18 protein-coding genes and 1 other RNA gene are annotated in these 19,416 nt (G+C 37.5%); 14 read left to right on the forward strand and 5 right to left on the reverse strand.

The features are described 5' to 3' along the window. Positions 1 to 378 precede the first annotated feature (378 nt). The 7 genes from ydiJ (at position 379) to cydC (ending at position 10,415) form a co-directional block, all read left to right on the forward strand. A complete protein-coding gene (gene ydiJ / locus AAX15_RS08225; protein WP_046940014.1) occupies positions 379 to 3,462 on the forward strand; it encodes a D-2-hydroxyglutarate dehydrogenase YdiJ in 3,084 nt (1,027 codons plus the stop codon). 14 nt (positions 3,463 to 3,476) lie between these two features. Next, a complete protein-coding gene (locus AAX15_RS08230; protein ID WP_046940015.1) occupies positions 3,477 to 3,893 on the forward strand; it encodes a hotdog fold thioesterase in 417 nt (138 codons plus the stop codon). Continuing rightward, positions 3,890 to 4,861 (forward strand): ferrochelatase, encoded by a 972-nt coding sequence (gene hemH, locus AAX15_RS08235; RefSeq protein ID WP_046940016.1) that lies wholly within the window; start codon positions 3,890 to 3,892, stop codon positions 4,859 to 4,861. Before AAX15_RS08230 ends, hemH begins: the two co-directional genes overlap by 4 nt. Positions 4,862 to 4,939: 78 nt before the next feature. Continuing rightward, entirely contained in the window at positions 4,940 to 5,797 is an 858-nt protein-coding gene (locus tag AAX15_RS08240) for a co-chaperone YbbN (RefSeq protein WP_046940017.1), read from the forward strand. A gap of 109 nt (positions 5,798 to 5,906) precedes the next feature. Beyond that, complete coding sequence (gene trxB / locus AAX15_RS08245) at positions 5,907 to 6,863, forward strand: thioredoxin-disulfide reductase (protein WP_046940018.1); 957 nt, start codon at positions 5,907 to 5,909, stop codon at positions 6,861 to 6,863. 61 nt (positions 6,864 to 6,924) lie between these two features. After that, the gene (gene cydD, locus AAX15_RS08250; RefSeq protein ID WP_046940019.1) at positions 6,925 to 8,685 is read left to right on the forward strand and encodes a heme ABC transporter permease/ATP-binding protein CydD; all 1,761 of its coding nucleotides are present in this window, start codon (positions 6,925 to 6,927) and stop codon (positions 8,683 to 8,685) included. Further along, a complete protein-coding gene (cydC, locus tag AAX15_RS08255; RefSeq protein ID WP_046940020.1) occupies positions 8,685 to 10,415 on the forward strand; it encodes a heme ABC transporter ATP-binding protein/permease CydC in 1,731 nt (576 codons plus the stop codon). Before cydD ends, cydC begins: the two co-directional genes overlap by 1 nt. Before the next feature lie 20 nt (positions 10,416 to 10,435). Here cydC and ffs read toward each other — a convergent pair. Beyond that, positions 10,436 to 10,534: signal recognition particle sRNA small type (gene ffs / locus AAX15_RS09375), an RNA gene on the reverse strand. 132 nt (positions 10,535 to 10,666) lie between these two features. On the opposite strand from ffs, the gene nrdG reads away from it, so the two are divergent. Continuing rightward, positions 10,667 to 11,134 carry an anaerobic ribonucleoside-triphosphate reductase-activating protein gene (nrdG, locus tag AAX15_RS08260; RefSeq protein ID WP_005663869.1) on the forward strand — a complete coding sequence of 156 codons (468 nt, stop codon included), beginning with the start codon at positions 10,667 to 10,669 and terminating at the stop codon, positions 11,132 to 11,134. A 56-nt stretch (positions 11,135 to 11,190) separates the two neighbouring features. Here the strand turns inward: nrdG and hpt are convergent, their stop codons facing one another. Together hpt and pmbA are read right to left on the reverse strand one after the other, a co-directional pair. Continuing rightward, a complete protein-coding gene (gene hpt, locus AAX15_RS08265; protein ID WP_046940021.1) occupies positions 11,191 to 11,730 on the reverse strand; it encodes a hypoxanthine phosphoribosyltransferase in 540 nt (179 codons plus the stop codon). Between the two features lie 212 nt (positions 11,731 to 11,942). Continuing rightward, a complete protein-coding gene (gene pmbA, locus AAX15_RS08270; RefSeq protein ID WP_046940022.1) occupies positions 11,943 to 13,298 on the reverse strand; it encodes a metalloprotease PmbA in 1,356 nt (451 codons plus the stop codon). An 88-nt stretch (positions 13,299 to 13,386) separates the two neighbouring features. Here pmbA and yjgA point away from each other — a divergent pair, with 88 nt between their 5' ends. The 6 genes from yjgA to rapZ are packed head-to-tail and all read left to right on the forward strand — an operon-like array spanning position 13,387 to position 17,135. Beyond that, positions 13,387 to 13,923, forward strand: a complete 537-nt coding sequence (yjgA, locus tag AAX15_RS08275) for a ribosome biogenesis factor YjgA (protein WP_046940023.1) — start codon at positions 13,387 to 13,389, stop codon at positions 13,921 to 13,923. Between the two features lie 5 nt (positions 13,924 to 13,928). After that, on the forward strand, positions 13,929 to 14,537 hold the full coding sequence (gene lptC / locus AAX15_RS08280) for an LPS export ABC transporter periplasmic protein LptC (protein ID WP_046940024.1): 609 nt from the start codon (positions 13,929 to 13,931) through the stop codon (positions 14,535 to 14,537). Next, on the forward strand, positions 14,518 to 15,036 hold the full coding sequence (gene lptA / locus AAX15_RS08285; protein ID WP_046940025.1) for a lipopolysaccharide transport periplasmic protein LptA: 519 nt from the start codon (positions 14,518 to 14,520) through the stop codon (positions 15,034 to 15,036). Before lptC ends, lptA begins: the two co-directional genes overlap by 20 nt. Before the next feature lie 3 nt (positions 15,037 to 15,039). Further along, positions 15,040 to 15,765, forward strand: a complete 726-nt coding sequence (gene lptB / locus AAX15_RS08290; protein ID WP_005627189.1) for an LPS export ABC transporter ATP-binding protein — start codon at positions 15,040 to 15,042, stop codon at positions 15,763 to 15,765. 2 nt (positions 15,766 to 15,767) lie between these two features. Further along, positions 15,768 to 16,262, forward strand: coding sequence for a PTS IIA-like nitrogen regulatory protein PtsN (gene ptsN, locus AAX15_RS08295; protein ID WP_046940026.1), 495 nt, complete (start codon positions 15,768 to 15,770; stop codon positions 16,260 to 16,262). 15 nt (positions 16,263 to 16,277) lie between these two features. Next, positions 16,278 to 17,135: an RNase adapter RapZ gene (rapZ, locus tag AAX15_RS08300; RefSeq protein WP_005637682.1), complete on the forward strand. Its 858-nt coding sequence runs from the start codon at positions 16,278 to 16,280 to the stop codon at positions 17,133 to 17,135. 39 nt (positions 17,136 to 17,174) lie between these two features. Here the strand turns inward: rapZ and AAX15_RS08305 are convergent, their stop codons facing one another. Next, entirely contained in the window at positions 17,175 to 18,332 is a 1,158-nt protein-coding gene (locus AAX15_RS08305; RefSeq protein WP_005637680.1) for a chorismate mutase, read from the reverse strand. A gap of 125 nt (positions 18,333 to 18,457) precedes the next feature. After that, entirely contained in the window at positions 18,458 to 19,375 is a 918-nt protein-coding gene (lpxC, locus tag AAX15_RS08310) for a UDP-3-O-acyl-N-acetylglucosamine deacetylase (protein ID WP_005637678.1), read from the reverse strand. Between the last annotated feature and the right edge of the window lie 41 nt (positions 19,376 to 19,416).

Below are 19,416 nucleotides of genomic sequence, written 5' to 3' on the forward strand. Positions count from 1 at the left end.
TTTGATGTCCTCTATTTAGTCATCGAATAGTAATAAAAAAGTGTCCTTGTTTATACTGAACTTTTAATTAAAGTTACATTCTAAACAGTCGCTTAACTAGGGTTTTGAATTTGCCCTACTTTTACCTTTTGACAAATTCAATTCCTTTGTTTACGCCAAAGGAACGTTCAAAAGTGCGCTTATTATCCTATAAAAATTGAAAAGATCAAATTCTTTTGAACCTTTTGTTTATTTTTTATCCAAAAATACACTTTTCTTGACTAATTTACTCCATAAAAAGCTTCTTAAAATCACTCAAAATCTAATTCGACATTGTTCGCACCTTAAGATATTATCGAGAGCATCCAGCTATTTATACCTTTAAATGAGTTAAATGCTATGTTGCCAAGTCTAAATCGCACTCCACAAATTGAACAAGATGTCCTTAACTATCTCCAAGCACTTAAAAAACAACATTTTGAAGGGGATATTGCTACAAATTATGCTGATAGATTAAGTCTTGCTACGGATAACAGCGTTTACCAACAACTTCCTCAAGCGATCCTTTTTCCAAAAACTATTGCTGATATAGTGCGTATAACCAAATTGGCTAATTTACCTGAATATCAATTGCTCACCTTTACACCTCGTGGTGGAGGTACTGGCACAAATGGACAATCCATCAATAACAATATAATAGTGGATCTTTCTCGCCATATGACTGCCATTTTAGAACTCAATGTAAAAGAACGTTGGGTTAGAGTACAAGCAGGTGTAGTAAAAGATCAACTTAATCAATTTTTAAAACCACATGGTTTATTCTTTGCCCCAGAGTTATCCACCAGCAATCGAGCGACTTTAGGTGGAATGATTAATACTGATGCCTCTGGGCAAGGCTCATTGCAATACGGTAAAACCTCTAATCACGTTTTGGCATTACGTGCAGTATTAATAAACGGTGAGATTTTAGATACAAGTGCGGTCAATTCTGTTGATGTTTTAGAAAACATCGATGCGCTTGAATTAAGTGAGAGTAGCAAAAGACTCCATCAAACCATTGCGCAACACTGTAAAGAAAAAAGAGCGGCAATCATTAAAGATCTGCCACAACTTAACCGTTTTTTAACGGGATATGATCTGAAAAATGTATTCAATAAAGATGAAAGTGAATTTAATCTCACTAGAATCCTCACTGGTTCTGAAGGTTCTCTCGCATTTATTTGTGAAGCCAAACTCAATCTTCTGCCAATTCCTCAGTATCGCACGCTCATCAATATTAAATATCGTTCTTTTGATGCGGCATTACGCAATGCACCCTTTATGGTGAAAGCAAATGCGCTTTCTGTGGAAACCATTGATTCCAAAGTCTTAAATCTCGCTAAACAAGATATTATTTGGCACTCTGTTAATGAACTTCTTACAGAAGATGAAGAAGATCCAATTCTCGGTTTAAATATTGTGGAATTTGCTGGTAATAATAAAGAAAAAATAGACCGCCAAGTCACCGCACTTTGTCTCTCGCTTGATGAAAAAATCGAACACAATCAAGATCACATTATTGGCTATCAAGTTTGTTCTGATTTACCTTCTATTGAACGTATTTATGCAATGCGAAAAAAAGCAGTGGGCTTACTTGGCAATGCAAAAGGTGCAGCCAAACCGATTCCTTTTGTAGAAGATACTTGTGTTCCCCCAGAAAATCTTGCTGATTACATCAGTGAATTTCGCGCTTTATTAGACAAGCACCATTTACAATATGGTATGTTTGGTCACGTCGATGCGGGCGTATTGCACGTTCGCCCTGCGCTTGATTTATGCGATAAAGAACAAGTGAAATTATTTAAACAAATTTCAGATGAAGTAGCAGAACTTACGATTAAATACGGTGGATTACTCTGGGGAGAGCACGGAAAAGGCGTTCGTTCCCATTACGGCGAAAAATTCTTTACGCCAGAACTCTGGCACGAACTTCGTTATATCAAAACCTTATTCGATCCAAACAATCGCTTAAATCCCGGCAAAATCTGTACGCCTTTAGATTCCAAAGAGGAACTTTATTCTATTCTTTCGCCGATGCGGGCTGATAACGATCGCCAAATTCCTATCCAAATACGAGATGAATTTAAGGGTGCGATGAACTGCAATGGAAACGGCTTATGTTTTAATTTTGATGAACACAGCATTATGTGCCCATCGATGAAAGTCAGTAAAAACCGTGTATTTTCGCCGAAAGGTCGCGCAGCCATGATTCGAGAATGGCTTCGATTGTTGGCAAATCAAAATGTTTCGCCCGAACAATTAGACTTCCGTAAAACAGAAATAAAACTAGCCGCACTTGTAAAAAGACTAACCAATACGGTTCAAAAATGGCGAAGAAATTATGATTTTTCTCACGAAGTAAAAGCCGCAATGGATACTTGTCTTGCTTGTAAAGCCTGTGCGAGCCAATGCCCGATTAAAATCGATGTACCAAGTTTCCGTGCGAAATTCTTTCATTTTTATCACAGCCGCTACTTACGCCCTGCAAAAGATCACGTTGTGGCAAATTTAGAGATCGCTGCGCCTTATATGGCAAAACAGGCAAAGTTCTTTAATTATTTTACCAAGCTAAAAGTCACGCAAACATTGGTAGAAAAAACGCTAGGCATGACCGATTTGCCCTTGCTTTCTGAACCCAATTTGCAACAACAGCTGGTAGAAATTCATTATCAAGGCAAATCCTTGGAAGAATTGGAAGACCTAAGTGCGGTAGAAAAAAACGATATTTTATTTATTGTGCAAGATCCTTATACCTCTTACTATGATGCGAAAGTGGTACGCGATTTTGTTATGCTTACGCAGAAATTAGGCTTTAAACCAATTTTGTTACCATTTAAACCAAACGGCAAAGCAATGCACATTAAAGGTTTCTTAAAACGCTTTAGCAAAACAGCACAAAACCAAGCCGAGTTTTTAAATCGAATGGCAAAATTAGGCATTCCACTTGTAGGAGTTGATCCAGCCATCGTGCTATCTTATCGAGATGAATACAAGGAAGCACTACAAGAAAAACGTGGCGATTTTCACGTTCTCACCACACACGAATGGTTAAAACAAAGATTACAAAATACAGCGTTACAAGATAAACTGAAAAACATCGCCAAAACTGACCGCACTTCTGATTGGTATTTATTCCCGCATTGTACGGAATCTACTTTTATGCCGAACAGCCCAAAAGAATGGCAAGAAATTTTTGGAAGATTTGGACAACAACTTAATGTAGAAAAAGTAGGATGTTGCGGTATGGCTGGTGTATTTGGACATGAAGTGAAAAATCAAAAAATGAGCCGAGAAATCTACGATGTATCGTGGCATAAAAAACTGCATGGAAAAGATCCGCACTTTTGTTTAGCAACCGGTTATTCTTGTCGCAGTCAGGTAAAACGTTATGAACATGTGGTGCTAAAACACCCTGTGCAGGCATTATTAGAAATTTTAGCGTAAATGAAAGGAACATCATGATTTGGCAAAAAAACTTCACGCTCGAAAACTTAAATCAACTTTGCTCAAACAGTGCAGTTAGTCATCTTGGCATTGAAATTTCTGCTTTTGGCGAAGATTGGATTGAAGCAACAATGCCTGTGGATCATCGTACTATGCAGCCGTTTGGTGTGTTGCATGGCGGGGTTTCGGTTGCTTTAGCTGAAACAATTGGTTCTCTTGCAGGTTTGCTTTGTTTGGAAGAAGGCAAAGCTGCAGTTGGATTAGATATTAATGCCAATCATCTTCGCCCTGTTCATTCAGGTAAAGTCACAGCGAGAGCCACACCAATTAATTTGGGCAGAAATATCCATGTTTGGCAAATTGACATCCGCACAGAAGAGAATAAACTTTGTTGTGTTTCTAGATTAACCCTTTCCGTAATCAATTTATGACAAAATCCGCAAAAATCGGCGTATTACTTGCCAATCTAGGCACGCCAGATAGCCCGACACCGAAGTCAATCAGCCGTTATTTATGGCAATTTTTAACGGATCCTCGCGTGGTCGATTTACCGCGTTGCAAATGGTATCCACTGCTTAAAGCCATTATTTTGCCATTGCGTTCAAAACGTATTGCTAAAAATTATCAAGCGATTTGGACAGAACAAGGCTCGCCTTTACTTGCCATTTCGCGACAACAAAAAGATGCATTACAAGCCTATTTAGATAATCAAAATATCGATACTCAAGTAGAAATTGCCATGACGTACGGCAATCCATCAATGCAAAGTGCGGTGAAAAATTTGCTTAAAAATCAAGTTGAGCGAATTATTGTTTTACCTCTTTATCCGCAATACTCTAGCTCAACCACAGGCGCAGTATTTGATGCTTTCGCTAATGCTCTTAAAGAAGAACGAGGATTAGTGCCTTTTGATTTCATCCATTCTTATCATGTTGATGAAAATTACATTAACGCCTTAGCAGATTCCATAAAAGTGCGGTTAAAACCCGATGAGTTTTTACTATTTTCTTATCACGGTATTCCTCTGCGTTATGAAAAAATGGGCGATTATTATCGTGAACATTGTAAACAAACGACTATTGCAGTTGTTAATAAGCTAGGCTTAACAGAAAACCAATGGGGAATGACGTTTCAATCTCGCTTTGGACGTGAAGAATGGCTACAGCCTTATACCGATAAATTTTTAGAATCTGCTGCAACACAGAACATTCAAAAAATTGCCGTTGTTTGCCCTGGTTTTTCCGTTGATTGTTTAGAAACCATTGAAGAAATTGACAAAGAAAATAGAGAAAATTTCCTAAACAATGGCGGACAATCTTATCAATATATTCCTGCACTTAATATAGAGCATGCACATATTGAAATGATGGGAAAATTAATCCTAGAAAAACTTGCTTAATAATAGAAATGGTAAAACGTTTCTAAAATCTTCCGCACTTTGCTAAAATCAGCCATTATTTTTTCACAAGGATAAAACATGGCTGATTTTCCTTTTATCGTTGACATCAACGAACAAAATCTTACTGAAATACTGCAACAATCCTTAGAAAAACCACTTGTCATCAATTTTTACGCGCCAACGCATAAAGAATCCGCAGATTTTTTGGCGCTACTTGAGCAAGTTGCAGAACAATATCAAGGACAATTTGTTCTTGGAAAAGTAAATTGTGAAAAAGAGCAAATGATTGCCGCACAATTCCGCATTCAAGCATTGCCAACCACCTATTTGTTTAAAGAAGCGCAGGCATTAGATGCATTTCCAGGCGCGCTTGATAAATCTTCATTAATCCAACGGTTAAGCATTATTTTACCTAAAGAGGAAGATTTAAAATTCCAACAAGCATTAGATTTCTTGCAAGTAGAAAATTATGAGGCAGCATTGCCATTATTGAAAGATGCATGGGAACTTTCTGATAAGAAAAATAGTGATGTTGCCCTACTCTACGCTGAAACCTATATTGCAATGAAAAAAACAGAGCCAGCACAGGAAATTCTAAAACAAATTCCATTGCAAGATCGAGATAGCCGTTGGCACGGATTACAGGCACAAATTGAGCTACAAATTCAAGCAGCCGATACACCTGAAATCCAACAATTACAGGCCGATTATGCTAAAAACCCAACACCTGAAATTGCAATAAAACTTGCTGTACAACTTCATCAAGCTGGACGAAATGAAGAAGCGCTGACACTACTTTTCGGTATTTTAAAAACAGATTTAGGGGCTCAGAATGGTGAAGTGAAACAACAATTTTTATCCATTTTAAGTGCAATGGGCAATGCGGATCCATTAACAAATAAGTTTCGCCGATTGCTTTATTCACTGCTCTATTAATCGAAGAGTTTATAATTGATAAGGTGTATGGAACAATTTCATGCATAGCAATCATTAGAATAGGCTTGAATTTAATTAATTCTCCTTTTACGAAAAACAAGGATTCTTTATGTCAGATATCAAACACACAAAACTTTTAATTTTAGGCTCAGGTCCTGCTGGTTATACAGCTGCCATTTATGCGGCACGTGCGAACTTAAAACCAGTATTGGTGACGGGTTTGCAACAAGGTGGCCAGCTTACCACTACAGATGAAATCGAAAACTGGCCGGGTGATTTTGAGATGACTACCGGTTCAGGTTTAATGCAACGTATGTTACAACATGCAGAAAAATTTGAGACAGAAATCGTCTTCGATCATATCAATCGAGTCGATTTATCTTCTCGCCCATTCAAACTTTTTGGCGATGTGCAAAATTTCACTTGTGATGCGTTAATTATCGCAACGGGTGCCTCTGCACGCTATATTGGCTTGCCTTCAGAAGAAAACTACAAAGGCCGTGGTGTTTCTGCTTGTGCAACTTGTGATGGTTTCTTTTATCGTAATAAGCCAGTTGGTGTGATTGGTGGAGGAAATACTGCGGTGGAAGAAGCGCTTTACTTAGCCAATATCGCAAGTACAGTGCATTTAATCCACCGTCGCGATAGCTTCCGTGCGGAAAAAATCCTTATCGACCGTTTATACAAAAAAGTAGAAGAAGGGAAAATCGTTCTTCATACTGACCGCACTTTAGATGAAGTGTTGGGTGACAATATGGGCGTAACCGGATTACGTTTAGCCAACACAAAAACTGGGGAGAAAGAAGAACTCAAATTAGATGGTTTATTTGTAGCGATTGGTCACTCGCCAAATACGGAAATTTTCCAAGGGCAACTAGAATTGAATAATGGCTATATCGTTGTAAAATCTGGTCTTGAAGGAAATGCAACAGCCACCTCTGTGGAGGGCGTATTCGCAGCAGGCGATGTAATGGATCACAATTATCGCCAAGCCATTACCTCTGCGGGAACTGGTTGTATGGCAGCCTTGGATGCTGAACGCTACTTAGATGCTCAAGAAGCATAAATTCTCTAACTCATTCCCCTCTTTCAAGAAGAGGGGAACTTTTTCTTATCACGATAAAACTATGAACAAACTTCGCCAAAAATATTTACAAAAATGGCTTCGCGCACAACAAGAACCTATCAAAAAATTAATGCGCGCAAACATTGTCCTAGCTACGCTTTCTGCACTCATTTTAGTCGCGCAAACTTATTTTCTTGCAACGTTGCTTGATAAACTGATTATGCAAAATGTGCCTCGTGATGAACTCATTCCTTATTTCCTCGGGCTAATTATTGGCTTCGGGATGCGTGCTATTATTTTATGGGCACGAGAAAAAATTGGTTTCCAAAGCGGACAATTATTACGCAACCATATTCGTCAAAAAATTCTGGATAAAATCCATCTTGTCGGCCCAGCGACAATTAATCAAAAACCGGCAGGAAGTTGGGCAAGCATTATGCTGGAACAAGTAGAAAACTTACATAATTTCTATGCCCGTTTTCTCCCTCAACAAAGTCTTTCAGCTATTGTTCCAGTGGTTATTTTAATTGCTGTATTTCCGTTGAACTGGGCTGCAGGCTTAATCTTAATGATTACCGCACCGCTTGTTCCTCTTTTTATGATCATTGTCGGTATTGCTGCGGCTGACAACAGCCAAAAAAATATGGATACCCTTTCTCGCCTCAGTGCCCAATTTTTAGATCGCTTACGCGGCTTAGAAACCTTGCGTCTTTTTAACCGCACTTCTGAACAAACTGAACATATTGAAAATGCCACTGAAGATTTCCGAGAAACCACAATGGATGTGCTAAAACTCGCTTTTCTCTCTTCTGCCGTATTGGAATTTTTTACCTCTATTTCCATTGCACTGATGGCGGTCTATTTTGGTTTTAGCTACTTAGGCCAAATTGAATTTGGCACTTATAATGCGCCCGTTACACTTTTCACAGGTTTCTTTTGTTTAATTCTTGCACCTGAATTTTATCAACCCTTACGCGATCTTGGCGCTTATTACCACGACCGCGCAGCGGGTATTGGTGCCGCAGATGCCATTGTTGATTTCTTAGAATCCGATTATTTAACCGTTCATCAAAATGAAAAAACAATTTCTTTAGAAAGTGCGGTTGAAATTTCTGCCGAAAATTTGGTGGTGCTTTCGACACAGGGTTCAGCATTAACCAAGCCGTTAAACTTCCAGATTCCAGCGAATCATAATGTTGCGCTTGTAGGACAAAGTGGCGCAGGGAAAACCTCATTAATGAATGTAATTTTAGGCTTTTTGCCTTATGAGGGCTCTCTCAAAATTAATGGTCAAGAACTTCGCGAAAGCAATCTAGCTGACTGGCGCAAACATATTGCCTGGGTAGGACAAAATCCATTGTTACTACAGGGCACAATTAAAGAAAATCTTCTGCTTGGTGATATTCAAACAAGCGATGAGAAAATTCACCGCGCTTTAAGCCAAGCCCAAGCCACCGAATTTACAGATAAACTCGGTTTAGATTATGAAATTAAAGATGGAGGATTAGGCATCTCTGTTGGGCAAGCCCAACGTCTTGCTATTACACGTGCATTATTACGCAAAGGCAATTTACTTCTGCTCGATGAGCCAACCGCAAGCTTAGATGCGCAATCAGAAAATCTCGTTTTGCACGCACTGAATGAAGCAAGCCAGCATCAAACTACGCTGATGATTACACACCGAATTGAAGATTTGAAACAATGTGATCAAATTTTTGTGATGCAACGAGGAGAAATAATACAGCAAGGTAAATTTGCCGAATTACTACATGAAGGTTTCTTTGCTGAACTACTCGCTCAACGACAACAGGATATCCAATAATGCGCACATTACTTCCGTTTATACGTTTATTTAAATTCGCCAAATTCCCTCTCATTTTAGGCTTGGTGCTGATGATTTTTGGTTTGGGCTCCAGCATGGGCTTGCTTACCGTTTCAGGCTGGTTTTTAGCTGCTACAGCCATTGCAGGACTAGGAACTCTATTTAACTTTTTCTATCCTTCAGCCAGTGTGCGAGGTTTAGCTATCGGACGAACCGTCATGCGCTATTTTGAAAAAATAGTGACGCATGATGCAACATTCCGCATTTTGTCCAAATTACGCATACAAGTTTTTGAAAAAATTATTCCTTTAAGTCCAGCAGTGTTAAATCGTTATCGCAACAGCGATTTGTTAAATCGTTTAGTTTCTGATGTGGATACACTTGATAGTCTCTATTTGCGTTTACTTGCACCATTTTTCACGGCTGCACTTGTAATCATTGCCATGACGATTGGACTTAGCTTTGTCAATATTCCACTCGCACTTGGTTTAGGTTTATTTTTGTTAATTTTATTAATGATTATCCCAACTGTTTTCTATCGACTAGGGCAAGAATTTGGCGAACGCTTAATCCAAGCACGCGCGACCTATCGAACACAGTTTTTAGAATTTATCCAAGCACAAGCTGAGCTTTTATTATTTAATGCAGAAGATAAATTAAAAGAGAAAATGTCAGCTACAGAAAAAACATGGCAGGAAGATCAAGCCAAAGAAGCAAAATTAAGCGGATTTTCTACCGCACTTGTTCTGTTTCTAAATAGTTTGTTGATTTCTGGAATGCTATGGTTTGCAAGTAACGCCGATTTTGGCACAGATGAATATCGCACGGCTTATATTGCACTTTTCACTTTTGCTGCACTTGCAGCCTTTGAGATCATCATGCCATTGGGTGCCGCATTTTTACATATAGGTCAAGTGATTGCTGCAGCAGAGCGTGTAACCGAAATCATTGAGCAAAAACCGCTTGTTGAGTTTAATGGTAACGAGGAATTTGAAACAAAAGTGCGGTTGATTTCTGCGAAGGATTTAAGTTTTTCCTATCCAGGGCAAGAAATGCTTGTATTAAAAAATCTTACATTAGATTTAGAACAAGGCCAAAAAATTGCTATTTTAGGCAAAACTGGAAGTGGGAAATCTTCACTCCTTCAACTTTTAGTGCGCAATTATGATGCGAATCAAGGTGAGCTTTTATTAGCAGAAAAACCCATTTCCTCCTATTCAGAAGAGACATTACGCCGCCAAATTTGTTTTTTAACTCAACGTGTTCACGTATTTAGCGATACGCTTCGTCAAAATTTACAATTTGCAAGTGCAGATGAAATTTCTGATGAAAAAATGATTGAAGTGCTACATCAAGTTGGTTTAAACAAATTACTTGAGCAAGAAGGAAAAGGTTTAAATCTTTGGCTTGGTGATGGCGGTCGCCCACTTTCTGGTGGGGAACAACGCCGTTTAGGTTTAGCACGTATTTTACTCAATAATGCGCCAATTTTATTGTTAGATGAACCAACAGAAGGTTTAGATCGAGAAACTGAACGTCAAATTTTACATTTAATTTTGCAACATGCCGAAAATAAAACCCTAATTATGGTCACTCACCGTCTAAGTTCAATTGAACGATTCGATAAAATTTGTGTAATTGATAACGGAAGATTAATCGAAGAAGGCGATTACAATAGTTTAATCACCAAAGAAAAGGGTTTCTTTAAAAGATTGATTGAGCGAGTATAAGAAAAGGAAGTTGGGCGGAAACCTTCCCAGCTTCTTCTCGGCACACAGTAATTCCGACTTTGGCTGCTTCCTTCCGGACCTGACCGAGTAAACCAGACACCGTTGCGAGAGACCGAGAAGGTTTCCATTGATATCGCAATGCGATTGCGCGCTATTATGCAGAAATTACTGCCATATTGCAAAGATTAATTAAAAAGTACGGTGAATTTGGCGAGAATTTAAGCCACATTTTTATTTAGGATTTTTATGAAATGAACTATCTCCAATACTACCCGACCGATGTTATTAATGGCGAAGGTACAAGATGCACACTTTTCGTCAGTGGATGCACGCATGCTTGCAAAGGTTGCTATAACCAAAAAAGTTGGTCATTTTCAGCGGGTGTATTATTTGATGAAGCGATGGAACAACAAATCATCAATGATTTAAAAGACACTCGCATTAAACGCCAAGGGTTGACGCTTTCAGGTGGTGATCCACTTCATCCCCGTAACGTAGAAACATTATTGCCATTTGTGCAACGCGTAAAACGAGAATGCCCTGATAAAGACATCTGGGTTTGGACGGGTTATAAGCTAGATGAATTAGATGAACAACAACGTGCTATGTTGCCTTATATTGATGTGTTAATTGATGGGAAATTTATTCAAGAACAGGCAGACCCAAGTTTAGTTTGGCGAGGTTCAGCAAATCAAATTATTCATCGATTTAAGTTATAAAAAGTGCGGCTAAAAATTCATTTAAAATTTCAACCGCACTTTTCAATAAAATCAAATTATTCTTCTAAAACAACTTTACCGATATAGCCTAAATTACGATGGCGTTGTGCGTAATCGATACCATACCCCACCACAAATTCATCAGGAATTTCAAAACCTACCCATTCAACAGGCACTTCCACTTCCCGACGAGAAGGTTTATCAAGTAAAGTACAAATTGCAAGGCTAGCAGGATCACGCAAATTCAAAATATCACGCACTTTTTCCAACGTATAACCCGTATCAATAATATCTTCCACAATTAAAACGTATTTACCTTTTATATCACCGTCTAAATCTTTAGTAATACGAACATCGTGATTCGTAGTCATGCCAGTGCCATAACTTGAAGTGGTCATAAATTCAATTTCCACAGGTAAATTTATCTGACGAACGATATCCGCCATAAACATAAAGGAACCACGTAAAAGCCCTACGACAACAAGGCTATCGATCTGTTTTTCTTGATAAAATTTTGTGATTTGAGCACCTAATTCAGCAATACGCGCATGAACATCGTTCTCTGAAATTAAAACGTCAACATGGTGTTTTTTCATTGTGTTTCCTTATGAAATGACAGGGGATAAAATCGTTTGCTATTTTACAAAAAAAAAGGCTGAAGTTTAAACCTTCAGCCTTTTTGAACCCTAACGAATTTACTTTCTACTCTACCTGTTGGAGCAACCTGCAATCGCTTAACAGATGTGCGTATAGTAGCAGACATTTAGTTATTGTCAATAAGAATAATTCTCAATTTTAAAAATATTTTTTAATTTCCTGAAATTTTCATCTTATCTAACAAAATAGAACCAGTTTGGATGTTAGAGCGATGCTCTATATCATCCGCTACAGCAACCATATTCTTCAACATATCTTGCAATTGCCCCGCAATAGTAATTTCGGCGACTGGATATTGAATTTCACCATTTTCCACCCAAAAACCTGATGCGCCACGCGAATAATCGCCTGTAACGATATTGACACCTTGTCCCATGACATCTGTTACTAACAATCCGGTTCCCATTTGACGTAAAAGCGCGGTCAATCCGCCTGTTAAATTTGGCTTAACAAGCCAATTGTGAATGCCTCCAGCATGGCCAGTGCTTGGCATACCGAGTTTTTTACCACTGTAACTTGTCACTAAATAAGTTTGTAATATCCCGTCTTCGACAATCTCACGATTTTGCGTACGAACACCTTCACTATCAAAAGGCGTTGAAGCCAAACGGCGCAATAAATGTGGTCTCTCACTGATATTGAACCAATCAGGTAAGACCTGTTTACCCAAATGATCGAGCAAGAAACTCGATTTTCTATATAAACTTCCACCACTTATTGCAGCGGCAAAGTGAGAAATAAGACCCGTTGCAACATCATTTAAGAAAATGACAGGCACTTCTCGTGTACTCAATTTTTGAGGGTTTAAACGAGAAATAACTTTCTTTGCACAATTTTCGCCAACCCAAATTGGCGATTGGAGTTTATCGAATTCACGAGAGAGCGTGTATTCATAATCATTTTCCAAAGCATCTTCTACACCACCAATAACCGAACAAGATAAGGAATAACGGCTTGATAAATAACTTTGCAACATGCCATAGCTATTTCCATACACTTTCACGCCTGTATGTGAATTAAAACTTGCACCATTACTGTTTATAATGCGTTCATCCGCCTCTAAAGCCGCCTTTTCAGCCTGAAGTGCAAGTTCTGTTGCTTTATCAACATCCACATCAGCAGCATGATAAAGTTCTAAATCAGGCGCATCAAAAGCCATTAAATCCTTATCCGCAAGGCCTGTGCAATCATCAGGTGAAGTGTATTTTGCAATAGCAAGTGCGGCTTCCACTGCGTTTCGAATAGCGCCTTCACTTAAATCTGATGTTGATGCATTGCCTTTTTGTTGTCCCATATAAACGGAAATCCCCAATGCACCATCATTAGTAAATTCAACATTTTCAATTTCTTGTACGCGTGTGGATACTGACAATCCGCTCACTTTAGTGACGGCGACTTCTGCACTCGCGCCTGATTTTGTTGCTAATTCAACAGCAAAGCTGACTGCTTGACGTAATTCTTGTTCTTGAGCTTTCAAAAGTGCGGTTTGATTTTCGGCTATTTTCATTATTTTTTCCCGTTAAAAATTTGTCACATTTTATATTATTTTGAAACTTTGTGCTAAAATACGCGCCAAATTTTAGTTGAGAGAAATTATGGCGAAACGTAAGAAAAAAGAAGCTTTCGATTGGGAAGATGAAGAGCAAGAAGAAATTATTTGGGTAAGTAAAAGCGAAATCAAACGCGATGCTGAAGATTTAAAACAACTTGGTGAAAAGATTGTAAATTTAACCAAAACTAATCTTGCAAAAATCCCACTTGATGAATCCTTACTTGATGCCATTAAACTTGCACAGCGTTTAGAAAAAGAAGCTCGTCGCCGTCAATTACAGTATATCGGTAAATTATTTCGAGGAATTGATGTTGAGCCCATTCGTGAAGCATTAGATAAAATCGAAAATAAACATAACCAACAGCAGGCTATGCTGCACAAAATCGAAAAAGTGCGGGATGAATTAGTAGAAAAAGGTGACGTGGGTCTAACCGATTTATTAAATGATTATCCCGATGTAGATCGTCAACAACTACGTAATCTTATTCGTTCGGCACAAAAAGAACATGAGCAAAATAAACCATCGAAAGCCTATCGAGAAATTTATCAAATGCTCAAAGCATTGATGTTAGAAGATTAAAAAATATGAATATTCGTTGGAATGTAATTTTGGGTCTTATCGCTCTCGGTTCGCTGGGATGGTTTTATTCTTTAAATAGCGATAAACCTGATTTGTCAAGCTTAGTAAAAAAACCAGATAGTCCAGATTATATTGGAAATAAAATGGAAACTACGGTGTTTTCTCCTGAAGGTAAGAAACAATATCTTTCGACCGCAGACAAAGTGAAACATTATACAGTTGATGGCCACACTGAGTTTGAAATGCCTTTGGTGTACTTATTTGATGTCTCTACATCTAATAATGCTGAAAAATCAAATAATTCAGCAAAATTATTAGAATCACAAAGTTGGAAACTTAGCGCCAAAAAAGCCAAATTGACGAAAAATGAAATGCTTTATTTAGAGGGTGATGTCGTTGCTGAAAGTTTAGAACCAACTTCTCGGTTACAGCGAATCGAAACACAAGTTGCAGAGGTTAACTTAAAAACTCAAGATATTTCATCAGATACAATGGTGAAAATAAACGGACAAAATTTTAACTCAACAGGCTTAAAAATGATTGGTAATCTACGCCAACAAATTGCAACATTAAAAGAACAGGTAAAAACATATTATGAAATTAACAAACAATAAAATTATTTTACTCGCAGCATTAATCATGACATCTTTCTCTGCTTTCGCGTTGAAAGATGATACAAATCAACCAATTAACATTGTTTCCGATAATCAATCATTAGATATGGAAAAAAGTGTTGTCACTTTTACGGATAACGTTTCAATTACTCAGGGTTCAATTTTAATCAAGGCAAATAAAGTTGTCATTACACGCCCACCTGAAAATTCAGGTAAAAAAGAAACCGTAGAAGCATTTGGTACTCCAGTAACATTCCATCAAAAGCTAGATAATGGTAAGCCAGTGGATGGAAAAGCAAACAAAGTTCACTATGATCTTGGTACTGAATTTTTGACATTAACTGATAATGCTGAATTAAAGCAACTTGATAGTAAGATTAATGGACAACTAATTACCTATGATGTGAAAAAACAGCAACTTAAAGCTAATGGCAATGGAAAATCACGTGTAACAACAGTCCTTATTCCATCGCAATTACAACAAGCTAAAGGGAAGTAATTTATGTCAATTCTGACTGCTGAAAATTTAGCTAAGAGCTATAAAAGCCGTAAAGTTGTTTCAGATGTAAGTTTAACTGTAAACTCTAATGAAATTGTTGGTTTGCTCGGACCAAACGGCGCGGGGAAAACAACAACCTTCTACATGGTTGTCGGATTAGTTCGCCAAGATCAAGGTAAAATTATTATTGACGGAGAAGACATTAGTTTGCTCCCAATGCATAATCGTGCGCAACGTGGAATCGGTTATTTGCCACAAGAAGCCTCTATTTTTCGCCGTTTGACTGTATATGAAAATCTAATGGCTGTATTAGAAATACGCAAAGATCTAACCTCTCAACAACGTCGAGAAAAAGCTGATGAGTTGATTGAGGAATTTAATATTGGCCATATTCGGGATAGTTTAGGTCAGTCATTATCTGGTGGTGAACGTCGTCGAGTTGAAATCGCACGAGCATTAGCTGCAAATCCCAAGTTTATTCTATTAGATGAGCCATTTGCTGGTGTAGATCCAATTTCTGTGAGCGATATTAAGAAAATTATCACCGACTTACGTAACCGAGGATTAGGTGTTTTGATTACCGATCATAATGTACGTGAAACACTTGATGTATGTGAACGCGCTTATATTGTAGGTGAAGGCAAAATTATCGCAACAGGCACACCAGAACAAGTTATGAACGATGAACACGTTAAACGCGTTTATTTGGGCGAACAATTCAAATTATAAAAATGAAAATAACTGAACTATTAAGCCCTGAGAACATTCGTCAGGGCGTTAGTTTTTCTAGCAAAAAACGATTATTTGAATCTATCGCACATTTTGTAGAAGAAAAACTTCACTGTGATAAAGGTGAGCAAGCGTGCTTTGAATCCCTTTTTGAGCGCGAAAAGCTGGGTAACTCAGGGCTAGGCAATGGCATAGCAATGCCTAAGGCGAAAATTCCTCTTGAGGTATGTGACAAAGCAATTGCCATGTTTATGCAATTGGATAACCCAATTAATTATGATTCGCTTGATGGTAAACCTGTAGATTTAATTTTTGCTATACTTATTCCAGAGAATCAATGCGAAACATACATCCCTATATTGGCATCATTAATCGAAAAACTTACCGATAAAAATATGTTAAAACAATTACGCTCAGCCAAAAGTTCGGATGAAGTTTGGCAAGTTTTTGAGATTTCAGATAGAGCTGAAAGTTCGCCGGAAGAAACGCAAGAATAATTTAAAGGGGGAATTATGGAAATTATCATTATTAGCGGACGTTCTGGCGCAGGAAAATCCGTAGCCTTACGAGCATTAGAAGACGCCGGATATTATTGCGTTGATAATATTCCTCTAGATTTACTTCCTCAATTGACTGATATTCTATCTCAATCCCAATCTTCTGTCGCAATCAGTCTTGATATTCGTAATATTCCTAATTCAGCCAATACCCTTGAACAAACTCTAAATACCTTACAAAAATATCATCAATTAAAGATTATTTTCCTTGAAGCAGATCGTGGCACATTGATTCGTCGTTATAGCGATTCACGCCGTCTTCACCCACTTTCCTTGAAAGATCTATCTCTTGAAGCAGCAATAGATGAAGAATATCGCTACCTTGAGCCATTAATTCAACACGCAAACTTTATTATTGATACCACCCATCTTTCTACTCATACCCTTGCGGAACGCCTACGCGAATTTTTACGAGGAAATAGTGATAAAGAACTAAAAATCGTTGTTGAATCTTTTGGCTTTAAATATGGAATTCCTTTAGACGCCGATTATGTTTTCGATGTACGTTTCTTACCTAACCCACATTGGGATCCAACATTACGCCCAATGACAGGATTAGATGCGCCAGTAGCAGAATTTCTAAATAGTCACACGCAAGTGAATGAATTTATCTACCTGACTCGTAACTATATTGATACTTGGTTGCCAATGTTAGAAAAAAACAATCGTAGCTATTTAACCATTGCCATTGGATGTACTGGGGGAAAACACCGATCCGTTTATATAGCACAGCAGTTAGGCGAATATTTTCAGGCTAAAGGGAAAATCGTCCAAATTCAGCACAAATCTTTAGAACGAAATAAAAAAGCATAAAAAAGTGCGGTCAAAAATAATTTTATTGACCGCTCTTGCTTATAAATTAACTGGTTTAACAATCTCGCTAGGATAACAACCTAAAATCTTTAGATAGTTACTACAATTCTTTAACTCTTCCAAAGCTTGCTGAATATCAGGATGATGGATATTCGCTTCTATTTCGAGATAAAACATTTCTTCCCAAGGCTTCCCATAAATTGGACGAGACTCTAATTTCGTCATATTAATTTGATGTTTTTTGAAAACTAAAAGTGCATCAACTAATGAGCCAATTTGCTGTGAGGTTGTCATTAACAATAATGTTTTTGCCGGTATCTGCGGTGAAACCTCTCGCTGTTCTTTAGCTACGACAATAAAACGCGTAATATTGTTCTCTTGATTAGCAATATTAGTTTTTAATACACTAAGCCCATACAATTTACCACCATCTTCATTCCCTAATGCCGCAATATTCGGCTTATTTAAACTTGCAATAAGTTGCATTGCATGAGAGCTACTTTCACAATACTCAATATGTACTCGGTCAAGACTATGTATAAATTGACTACATTGTTGAATTACTTGCGGATGACTATATAAAGTATCGATTTCACTTAATTTAGTCGTGCCATTTACCAAAACACAATGCTGAATTGGATAAGCTAGCTCGCCTACCAATGATAAGTCAGTATGCTGGAGCAAATCATAAACTTCATTAATAGCGCCTGATGTTGTATTTTCTAAAGGCAATACACCAAAATCCGCTTCACCATTTTGCACTTTTTCAAATACTTGCTCAAAAGACTGACATCCTAGTTCTACAAATTGTTTTTGATAACGAGCGGCATAATTACGTGCAGCTAAATTTGAATAAGAACCTCTCTTACCTAAAAAAGCAATATGTAAATTTTGATTACGTTGTTCATTAAGTTTATTCTGCAAATAGACTTGCTGGGTCAATACTGAATCTTCAATAATTTTTTGGAAAATTGAAGTGATATATTGTGGTTCAAGTTGATAATTCTCATTTTCTGAAAATTGAACTAATTCTTGTAAAAGTTGCTGTTCTCGCTCTACATCACGTAAAGCTTTTTGCGAGATCTCTTTACTTCTCACTACATCAAAAGCTAAACGATGACGCTCAGAAAGCAATTTTAATAAACTACGATCTATTTGCGTAATTTGTTGGCGAATTTCAGATAATTCTAGCTTCATAGCATCCCCTTATAAAAAAAGAGAAAAATAAACCGCACTTTTAGGCATTAGTCATTTTAAAGTGCGATGAAAATAAAAAAGCTATACTTCTTAGCAGAAATATAGCTTTTTCAAAAATAAAATGATTAGATAAATACTTGAACAGGCGCAACATACCCTTGTGGTACTTGTTCTTTATCTTCGAAAGTTACAAACTCCCATGCTTCTTGATTTGCTAATACAGCACGTAGTAACTTGTTATTTAAACCATGACCAGACTTATAAGCTTTAAAATCACCAATAATATTATAACCAGCCATATAAAGATCGCCAATTGCATCTAACATTTTATGACGAACAAGTTCATCTTTAAAGCGTAAGCCATCTTCATTTAAAATTCTATAATCATCAAGAACAATAGCATTATCAAGGCTACCACCTAATGCTAAACCTTGAGATTGAAGATATTCTATATCTTTCATGAAACCAAATGTTCTTGCTCGACTAATTTGATGAACAAATGCTTGAGCAGAGAAATCCATAACATAATTACGAACATTTTTGCCAATGGCAGGATGATCAAAATCAATAGTGAAATCTAAACGGAAGCCATTGTAAGGTTTAAATTCAGCCCATTTATCACCATCTTCAACTCGAATATATTCTTTAATACGAATAAATTTCTTAGGTGCATTTTGTTCTTCAATTCCTGCATCTAACAACAAATAGATAAATGGACTCGCGCTACCATCCATAATAGGAATCTCAGGGGCATCAACCTCAATAATGATATTATCAATACCAAGGCCAGATAATGCTGCATTCAAATGTTCAACGGTAGAAATGCGTACACCTTGCTCATTAATTAGTGCAGTGCAAAGCATTGTATCACGTACGGAATTAGGATCAGCAGGGAATGCCACTGCAGGATTTAAATCTGTACGATAGTAAACAACACCAGTGTTTGGCATAGCTGGACGTAACGTTAAAGTCACTTTCTTACCGCTATGCAAACCAACACCTGTTACTTTAATACTTTGTTTTAATGTTCTTTGTTTAATCATTCTACTACCTTAATATTCCAGGTATTTCTCAAAACCAATTA

The sequence above is a fragment of the Haemophilus haemolyticus genome (assembly GCF_001008275.1).
In the GTDB taxonomy this organism is placed as follows: Bacteria; Pseudomonadota; Gammaproteobacteria; order Enterobacterales; family Pasteurellaceae; genus Haemophilus; species Haemophilus haemolyticus_P.

What these genes read in the sequence shown, in the direction of transcription:
- ptsN (WP_046940026.1), top strand. Translation starts at nt 15,768, where the DNA reads ATGAAAATAACTGAACTATTAAGCCCTGAGAACATTCGTCAGGGCGTT.
- trxB (WP_046940018.1), top strand. Translation starts at nt 5,907, where the DNA reads ATGTCAGATATCAAACACACAAAACTTTTAATTTTAGGCTCAGGTCCT.
- lptC (WP_046940024.1), top strand. Translation starts at nt 13,929, where the DNA reads ATGAATATTCGTTGGAATGTAATTTTGGGTCTTATCGCTCTCGGTTCG.
- lptB (WP_005627189.1), top strand. Translation starts at nt 15,040, where the DNA reads ATGTCAATTCTGACTGCTGAAAATTTAGCTAAGAGCTATAAAAGCCGT.
- cydD (WP_046940019.1), top strand. Translation starts at nt 6,925, where the DNA reads ATGAACAAACTTCGCCAAAAATATTTACAAAAATGGCTTCGCGCACAA.
- AAX15_RS08240 (WP_046940017.1), top strand. Translation starts at nt 4,940, where the DNA reads ATGGCTGATTTTCCTTTTATCGTTGACATCAACGAACAAAATCTTACT.
- nrdG (WP_005663869.1), top strand. Translation starts at nt 10,667, where the DNA reads ATGAACTATCTCCAATACTACCCGACCGATGTTATTAATGGCGAAGGT.
- rapZ (WP_005637682.1), top strand. Translation starts at nt 16,278, where the DNA reads ATGGAAATTATCATTATTAGCGGACGTTCTGGCGCAGGAAAATCCGTA.
- AAX15_RS08230 (WP_046940015.1), top strand. Translation starts at nt 3,477, where the DNA reads ATGATTTGGCAAAAAAACTTCACGCTCGAAAACTTAAATCAACTTTGC.
- ydiJ (WP_046940014.1), top strand. Translation starts at nt 379, where the DNA reads ATGTTGCCAAGTCTAAATCGCACTCCACAAATTGAACAAGATGTCCTT.
- lpxC (WP_005637678.1), bottom strand. Translation starts at nt 19,375, where the DNA reads ATGATTAAACAAAGAACATTAAAACAAAGTATTAAAGTAACAGGTGTT.
- yjgA (WP_046940023.1), top strand. Translation starts at nt 13,387, where the DNA reads ATGGCGAAACGTAAGAAAAAAGAAGCTTTCGATTGGGAAGATGAAGAG.
- hpt (WP_046940021.1), bottom strand. Translation starts at nt 11,730, where the DNA reads ATGAAAAAACACCATGTTGACGTTTTAATTTCAGAGAACGATGTTCAT.
- AAX15_RS08305 (WP_005637680.1), bottom strand. Translation starts at nt 18,332, where the DNA reads ATGAAGCTAGAATTATCTGAAATTCGCCAACAAATTACGCAAATAGAT.
- cydC (WP_046940020.1), top strand. Translation starts at nt 8,685, where the DNA reads ATGCGCACATTACTTCCGTTTATACGTTTATTTAAATTCGCCAAATTC.
- lptA (WP_046940025.1), top strand. Translation starts at nt 14,518, where the DNA reads ATGAAATTAACAAACAATAAAATTATTTTACTCGCAGCATTAATCATG.
- hemH (WP_046940016.1), top strand. Translation starts at nt 3,890, where the DNA reads ATGACAAAATCCGCAAAAATCGGCGTATTACTTGCCAATCTAGGCACG.
- pmbA (WP_046940022.1), bottom strand. Translation starts at nt 13,298, where the DNA reads ATGAAAATAGCCGAAAATCAAACCGCACTTTTGAAAGCTCAAGAACAA.